Raw genomic sequence first — 7,349 nt, forward strand, 5'->3', positions numbered from 1 at the left:
AGCGGTGTCACCAAGCGCACCGGGTCTTGGTCAATAATACCTACATGTACGGCCATTTCATGTCCTCAATAAAGTGGCCTGCTGGAGAATGAGAGGGTAAACCCAAGTATTAGATTTCATGGGTATAAAAGTCAGCAAGCAATTAAGTTATGGGGATGCTCGTTTTAAATAACAAGAGCAATGAGTTGCACTTGTACGGTATTTTTTTGCTTTAAAAATTAAACAAGTGGTGAGCGGGTGTAACAGAAAGTAAGAAGCTCGCGTTTGCGAGCTTCTATTAGGGTTGGAATTACAGTTTGAATCGATGAACAATGTCGCCCTGTTGAGATGACAGTCGACTGAGATCCTGGCTGACGGAAGCGATTTCAGACATGGCTTCATAGCTTTGATTAGCAATGCTATTAATGTCGTTCAGGCTTCTTGCGATACTTGTGGTGGTTGACTGCTGCTCAGCCGCTGCCTGAGAAATGTGATTACTCATATGGCTGATTTCCAGAATAAGTGCCTGAATTTCTTCCATCGCGCTATTCGCGTCAGACGCCTGTGCCACAGATTGTTCCATGTCGGTCATGCAGCTCTTAATGACTTGGCTTGCAGCGTGCGAACTGGTTTGCAGATTGCTGATCATGCTCTCAATTTCGCTGGTGGAGTGCGTTGTCTTTTGGGCAAGTACACGAACTTCATCGGCAACCACTGCAAAACCACGCCCTTGCTCACCAGCTCGTGCAGCCTCGATAGCAGCATTCAGTGCCAGAAGGTTGGTCTGTTCTGCAATATTGCGAATCACGTCCAGAATGGAGCCAATTTCACTGCTCATTTTCTGAAGCTGAGAAACAGCGTCAACTGATTCGTTCAAGCGGCTTTCCAGTTGATTGATGGTAGAAATGTTGGCATTCATGACTTTTCTGCCAGACTCCGAAGCCGTTTCTACCTGATGAACCATATCAGATGAGCTTTGTGCACTTTGAGCAACCTCGGTCACCGAGTGCTCCATTTCGGTCATAGCAGTAGCGACACCTGCGGTTTGTTCACGCTGAGCGTTCAACTGTTCTTGTGCTCCGACTGAAGTTTTACGGTTGGTATTCGCAACTTCGGTGAGTTCGTCTGCTGCATCGTTCAACTCCTGCAATATGTCATGCAGGCTGTCGGCTAGGGTGTTGATATGGCGGCTGACACGACTGAATTCATTGTTATAGCGGATATCAATTCTTTTCGTCATATCTCCGGCTGTCAGAGCTTCAAGCGTGGCAAGAATACGAGTCAAAGGCTCCCTTACACTGTGAGCAACATGATAACCAATACCCAATGCAATGGCGCAGACTACAATTCCAATCCCAATGGCTTTAACGTATCCCTCTTCATAAACCACTCCGGCTTCTTCAAGCGAGACATTGAGCTGAGCTGAAGCAGTATCATTAAAGGAGCCTAAGATAGACATGGACTCATCTACCTTGACTGCAAGGCTGGCGATATTGTCGTATAGCTTTTGACGGGCAACCAGATAGGTATAGTGCTGATCCAACACGCCACCGGCTTTACCAACGTCGCGAGTAAACTGCTTAACGGATTCATCGAACACTTCCTTTAACTCTGGAAGTTGGTTGACCAGCCCTCGGTAGGCATAGTTGAGGTGTGTTACCGCCTTTTTATTTTTGTTTACTGCGGCTTTGACAAATTCGGTGTCGCTGCTTGCTAACGCGTCGGAAGTGACGGTTTGAGAGTCTTTTAACTTGTCGAAATAGCTGCCAGCCATCACTTTGACGGCAATTTTATCTTGCTTGTCGACGTACTCTTTCATGCGAACACTGAGCTCTGTGTGCAACCTTTGGAAGTTGCGAGAAGATTTTTGTACGTCCTCTTGAGCAGAAAACATGGCAGCGTAGTTGTTCATTGCCTCTAGTGCTTCGGCAAAATACTGTGCTTCCATCTGGCGTAAATCTTCAATTTTTGGTGCAATTTCAGGAATATTGCGGCTCGCATTCTCTAACGCATTCAAAGCATCCTGAAAACTGTTTTGAGCTTCAACAAACGCTGTTTTGGAGCTCTCCATGCGCTCTTGGTTCTGTGTGGTTAAAAAGTCTTTAAACGCTTTGTCAGCAGAGAGCAGCCGAACGCTGGTTTGGTTAGACATGGATACTAAAGGTAAAGACGTGTTGGTTACCGTCTCGAAGTTGGTGTGTATTTTTTCCATTCCTCCCATCATGATGGTGATGGTTGCAATGAATAGCACTACGATGAGCGCAAAGCCCGCATACATGCGCCGTATGACTGATCCCTTCATACGTTTCTCTCCCAGATCAAAAAAGCTCAAAAGTGCCGGACCTTGTGATGGTCATTCCAATACAAAGTAACGGCTGAGCCAAAAAATAAATTAAATCAAAGCCCTTATTTTACGGCGTGTCTCAAAGTTTTACTTTGACCAGCTTTAAACTTTCCTGACGTAGTACGGTCACAAAAGGTATCTAGTTAACAGTTTTATTATTACGTTATCTTGTATATTGATATGGTTATGTACAGTGTTTTTTATTGTCTTCTTAAACGGGTTCAGCCATACTATTGGTTCTATATCAAAAAGATATTCGCGATATATAAATAAGCACAGGCTCATTTTTACGGTCAATCACTCAGGAGCTCAAGACCATGGCTGAAGAAACCATTTTCACAAAGATTATCGATCGAGAAATTCCAGCAGATATCGTATTTCAGGACGAGCTAGTTACAGCCTTTCGCGACATCAACCCTCGAGCTCCCAAGCATATCCTTATTATTCCAAATAAACTGATCCCGACTGCTAACCATGTTGAAGCTGAAGATGAAGCTATGATGGGACGAATGTTTACAGCGGCTCGCAAAATTGCAGAGGAAGAGGGCATTGCAGAAGACGGATACCGTTTGATCGTGAACTGTAATGCACACGGTGGACAAGAGGTTTACCACATTCATATGCATCTGGTTGGCGGTCAGCCGCTTGGTCCTATGCTTATCAGCTGATTAACATCAGTTTGGTAGAATCGGAAATCATCAGAAAAAGAATAATTAAACGTTAGAGGCAAGAGTGTTTTTTGCTCGAAAATCATTACCCGTCCGCAGTTTCTTTATAGCTGGTACAAGCGCGTTATTAAGTGCATGTGCCACTATGTCTGCAGGCAATCTATTCAGTCACTACAGTGCTCAGACACAAGAGGCGTATTTTGCTGTCCGTAACGGTAACTACGCCGAGGCTCAGGAAAAGCTCAACACGGAGATTGCAGGTCCGATTCTGGACAACATGGAAAAAGGGCGCGTTTCTCTGCTGAATCAGGACTACGCTCAAAGCATGTCTTACCTTAAGGTGAGCGACAACGCAGTCAAAGTGCTGAATGACAGAGCAACCATCTCTCTCAGCGAAACTGCGAACACCGTTGGCGCGCTCGCGACTAACGACAACATGACGACCTATGAACCCGCCGACTACGAGCTGGGCTTCCTACACTTATACCTTGGTCTGAACTATCTGCAAAAAAATGATCTGTCTGGTGCATTGGTTGAAATGCGTCGTGCAAACCAAGTTCAGGAGCAGGCAAAGAAGCGTCGCCAGTCTGAACTGGAGTCAGCGCAAGTTTCCGCCGAGCGAGAAGGGGTGTCACCAAACATTGCGGCAATCATGGCGAATTACCCAGATGCTGGTGACAAACTTAAAGCTGTTCAGAATGGATACCTGCTTTATCTTTCCGCACTTCTTTATGAGACCGACGGCGACCTCAATAGCGCCTATATTGATTACAAGCGAGCTCTGGCAGTCATGCCCGACAATAAGGAAGTGATTGATGCGGTATTGCGTGTTGGTCATAAACTTGGAATGCGTCAGGATCTGAAAACCTTTGAAGCGCGTTATGGGAAGTACAAGAAGCCATCGAAAAGCAAGGGTCGCGTCATTGTTCTGGATGAGCAAAGGGTGGTGAAGGCAATGGATTCATTTAACTATTCCTTGCCTGTCTACAACTCTAAAGAAAATCTGACATCTATTTACAGTATTGCGTTACCTTATTACCCGAATACAGAAACTTATCCATCGCCATCTTTGATGTTAAACGGTACGGCGTTGAACCGTTCCGAATTGGTAGATGTGAATCTGATGGCGCAAAACAATTTAAGTGAACGCATGCCGGGTATTATCATCCGACAGGCATTAAGAGTGGTTGCCAAAGATCAGCTTCGAAGAGAGGCGACAAAAGGTGACGACGTAGGAAACGCACTATTCAGTATCTGGAATGCCTTAACTGAACAAGCTGACACTCGTAGCTGGCAAACGTTGCCTGCAGAAGTATTTAGCAGCAGTGAGCAGGTGAACCCAGGGGAACATACCCTTGTTGTTAACGGTCAAAACTATACTTTCAATGTTAAAGCCGGACAAACCACGTTGGTGTGGGTTTCTCGACAAGGGACTGGATCGTCAGTATGGCATAAACAATTAGGGGCTATCTAATGAAAAAGTTATGGATTGTACTATTGTCCGCCGCCGTTTTCGGCTGTGCTCAGACACCCACTGCGGGGCTTAGCATTGATGGACAATCTCAACGAGTTATTATGAACGACAACATTTTAGGTGGTCGTTTGGATATCGAAAATATCGATACTGACCTAGTCAATGGGCATGCACGAGGTATTGTTAGCCTGGCTAGTAAATACAAAAGCGATCAGCATGTTCAGTACCGTTTCTATTGGTACGATGACAAGGGCTTAGAAGTAAACAGTAAACCGGGTCCTTGGCGTAAGGTCATCATTCGTGGTTTCGAGACCATTTCGGTATCCGAAGTGTCTGTGAACCCTAATGCGACTCAATACCGTGTTCAAATTCGCCAAGCTAATAACTAAGGAAACATTATGAAAAAAAGTGCTATCGCCTTACTTGGTTTAGCCGCAATTCTGGGTGGTTGTTCTAATCAGGTGTCTTACGGTGACGCTCAGGCTGTAGAAACAACCACCATCGATTTTGGTTCTACCGACTTGCAAACCATTGCGGGTCAAATGGTAGACAGCATGTTGATGTCTGGGTCTGTTGCTGCAATCACTCGTGACAGCCGTCCGATTGTGTTTGTTGAGAGCATCAAGAACAAAACCAGTGAGCACATTGATACGGAATCCATCACAGATTCCATCAGCACGAAAATGCTGAATTCAGGCAAATTCCGTTTTGTTGATATGGACCGCGTTGAAGCTGTTCGCGACCAACTGAATTTCCAAAACAACGATGAGCTTGTTAACCAGAGCAGTGCTATCCAGTTCGGTAAAATGGTGGGTGCTCAATACATGCTCTACGGTAACCTTGCGAGCATCGTTAAAAACGCAGGCAGCGATCAGGACGTTTACTACAAAATGACTATGCGTCTGATGGATCTGGAAACCGGTCTGATCGAATGGGCTGACGAAACTGAAATTCGTAAGCAAAAATCTAAGAGTTTCTTAGGTCTGTAAGGGAGTAGCGCTAAGTGGCAAAAATGGGATGGCAAGAAGCGCTTCAGCTTGATAATTCCTTGAATTCACTTAGCGATTATTTCGATTCACCGCCTGAGCAGATGGAACTTCTGTCAGGCGGTCTCAGTAACCGTTGCTGGAAAATCTCACAGGATGAACGCCATTACGTGTGGCGGCCAGTATCTAGAAGCACACTTTCCTTTGGCATTTCACGTGCGAATGAATTCCATCTGCTGAATGCACTGAATAACTACTCATTTTCACCCGATCCTGTCCTTCTTAATGAGAGTGGACTACTGGTTAAGTGGATTGAGGGAGAACCTGTTCAGGATCAGATCTCACAAGATGAATTGCTGCACATTCTTGCGTCTGTCCACAAGGTTAAAATCAACGACAAGCCTATCCAGAAGCTACTTTTTTCAGAGAAAGTAGACCATTATTGGATGCAGATTAAGCCGGAATTCAAAACCGAGTCTCTCGAAAGGTTATACAAAAAGCACCGTGAGCCACTTTATCTGGCAGAGACGGATAGAACACTTTGCCACTTTGATTTAGGTGCTTATAACTTGATCCGTACAGACCAAGGGCTGGGTGTAATTGACTGGGAATACTCGGCGATTGGCGACCCAAGTATGGATCTGGCAATGACCATTGAGGTATCTGATTTGAACCCGGAAGTTGCGGTCGCTATGTATTGTCAGTTCCGAGGAATTGGGTTTGATGCAATGGAAGAGTGGCAAGAGGGGGTGAAAGGCTGGTTGCCAAAAATTCGTCTCTTAGGTTTGCTTTGGTATCTTCTGGGTCATCAGCTCTGGGGAACAAGCCTTTACAAGGAAAGAGCAGAGGAACTGCAAGATCAGCTTATGAAAATACGCTCTTAAAATGCTAGTGCGATCACTTTCCCCAACATTCCTGAAACCTCACCTCTTTAAAACCCTAGTCTTCGTGGTAGATTGAAGTAATAACAAAAGCATTGGTACCGCGGGAGGTCCCATGATCATTTATTTGCACGGTTTTGATTCCACCAGCCCAGGAAATCATGAAAAAGTGCTTCAGCTTCAGTTTATCGATGATGATGTGCGATTTATTAACTACAGCACATTGCATCCCAAACACGACATGCAACATCTGCTCAAAGAAGTCCATAAAACCATGGAGTTTTCAAACGATCCTAACCCGATAATCTGTGGGGTAGGGCTTGGTGGTTATTGGTCTGAACGCATCGGGTTTCTGTGTGGCATTAAGCAAGTCATTTTTAACCCTAATCTCCACCCAGAAGAGAATATGCAAGGTCGAATTGACCGACCTGAAGAGTACGAAGACATTGCCACAAAATGCGTTGAGAAGTTCAGAGATAAGAATCGCGATAACTGTTTAGTTGTGCTGTCGAGAGAAGACGAAATTCGCGACAATCAACTCTCTGCTGATGAGCTTTCCCCATACTATCGCATCATCTGGGATGAGACACAGACTCACAAGTTCAAGAAGATTTCCCAACATTTGCAAGCAATGAAAGTGTTTAAAGAGATACCGCCAGCTCACGACTTGCAATCATAAACAGACCCTAATGCCACTTTTTGAAAGTGGCATTTTTTCGGGGTCACATATTTTTATGTGTTATCACCCTTGCAGCTTTCAGAAGTGTATTCAATCAGACCCAGCTTGTTGTTTCTCACATCCAGATAGCAGCCCTTAGCTCGAATACTGTCGACATTGTCATCCTTTCCGCCAAAATGGAACAGCACACCTTTCTGACCATTGAGATCACCTCGCGGCACATAATCTGTCATGGTTATCCCTGTATCAATCGCGTTGATTAAGTTGTCTGAAGAAGTAATGAGGTTGCCGTGGGTCAGCTTTACTTCTTTCCCCTCTATGGTGATCGAACTTTCAGG

At 45.0% G+C, this 7,349-nt stretch carries 8 protein-coding genes; 6 read left to right on the top strand and 2 right to left on the bottom strand.

What is annotated here, in order from left to right:
• Nucleotides 1–289: 289 nt before the first annotated feature.
• Nucleotides 290–2,281: a methyl-accepting chemotaxis protein gene (locus RH89_RS10210; protein WP_004401631.1), complete on the bottom strand. Its 1,992-nt coding sequence runs from the start codon at nucleotides 2,279–2,281 to the stop codon at nucleotides 290–292.
• Nucleotides 2,282–2,640: 359 nt separating this feature from the next.
• On the opposite strand from RH89_RS10210, the gene hinT reads away from it, so the two are divergent.
• The 6 genes from hinT (at nucleotide 2,641) to ycfP (ending at nucleotide 7,011) form a co-directional block, all read left to right on the top strand.
• Nucleotides 2,641–2,991 (top strand): purine nucleoside phosphoramidase, encoded by a 351-nt coding sequence (gene hinT / locus RH89_RS10215; protein WP_004401632.1) that lies wholly within the window; start codon nucleotides 2,641–2,643, stop codon nucleotides 2,989–2,991.
• Between the two features lie 145 nt (nucleotides 2,992–3,136).
• Nucleotides 3,137–4,465, top strand: a complete 1,329-nt coding sequence (locus RH89_RS10220) for a COG3014 family protein (protein ID WP_004401634.1) — start codon at nucleotides 3,137–3,139, stop codon at nucleotides 4,463–4,465.
• Nucleotides 4,465–4,854 (top strand): YcfL family putative periplasmic lipoprotein, encoded by a 390-nt coding sequence (locus RH89_RS10225; RefSeq protein ID WP_004401635.1) that lies wholly within the window; start codon nucleotides 4,465–4,467, stop codon nucleotides 4,852–4,854. The genes RH89_RS10220 and RH89_RS10225 overlap by 1 nt, the downstream gene beginning before the upstream one ends.
• Nucleotides 4,855–4,863: 9 nt before the next feature.
• Entirely contained in the window at nucleotides 4,864–5,454 is a 591-nt protein-coding gene (lpoB, locus tag RH89_RS10230; protein WP_004401636.1) for a penicillin-binding protein activator LpoB, read from the top strand.
• A 23-nt stretch (nucleotides 5,455–5,477) separates the two neighbouring features.
• Complete coding sequence (locus RH89_RS10235; RefSeq protein WP_244410413.1) at nucleotides 5,478–6,335, top strand: phosphotransferase; 858 nt, start codon at nucleotides 5,478–5,480, stop codon at nucleotides 6,333–6,335.
• Nucleotides 6,336–6,447: 112 nt separating this feature from the next.
• On the top strand, nucleotides 6,448–7,011 hold the full coding sequence (ycfP, locus tag RH89_RS10240) for an alpha/beta hydrolase YcfP (RefSeq protein WP_004401638.1): 564 nt from the start codon (nucleotides 6,448–6,450) through the stop codon (nucleotides 7,009–7,011).
• A gap of 53 nt (nucleotides 7,012–7,064) precedes the next feature.
• Here the strand turns inward: ycfP and RH89_RS29895 are convergent.
• Nucleotides 7,065–7,349, bottom strand: a 285-nt coding sequence (locus tag RH89_RS29895) for a hypothetical protein (protein WP_004401639.1), incomplete at its 5' end; no start/stop codon positions are given.

The sequence above is a fragment of the Vibrio nigripulchritudo ATCC 27043 genome (assembly GCF_000222685.1).
Classification (GTDB): Bacteria; Pseudomonadota; Gammaproteobacteria; order Enterobacterales; family Vibrionaceae; genus Vibrio; species Vibrio nigripulchritudo.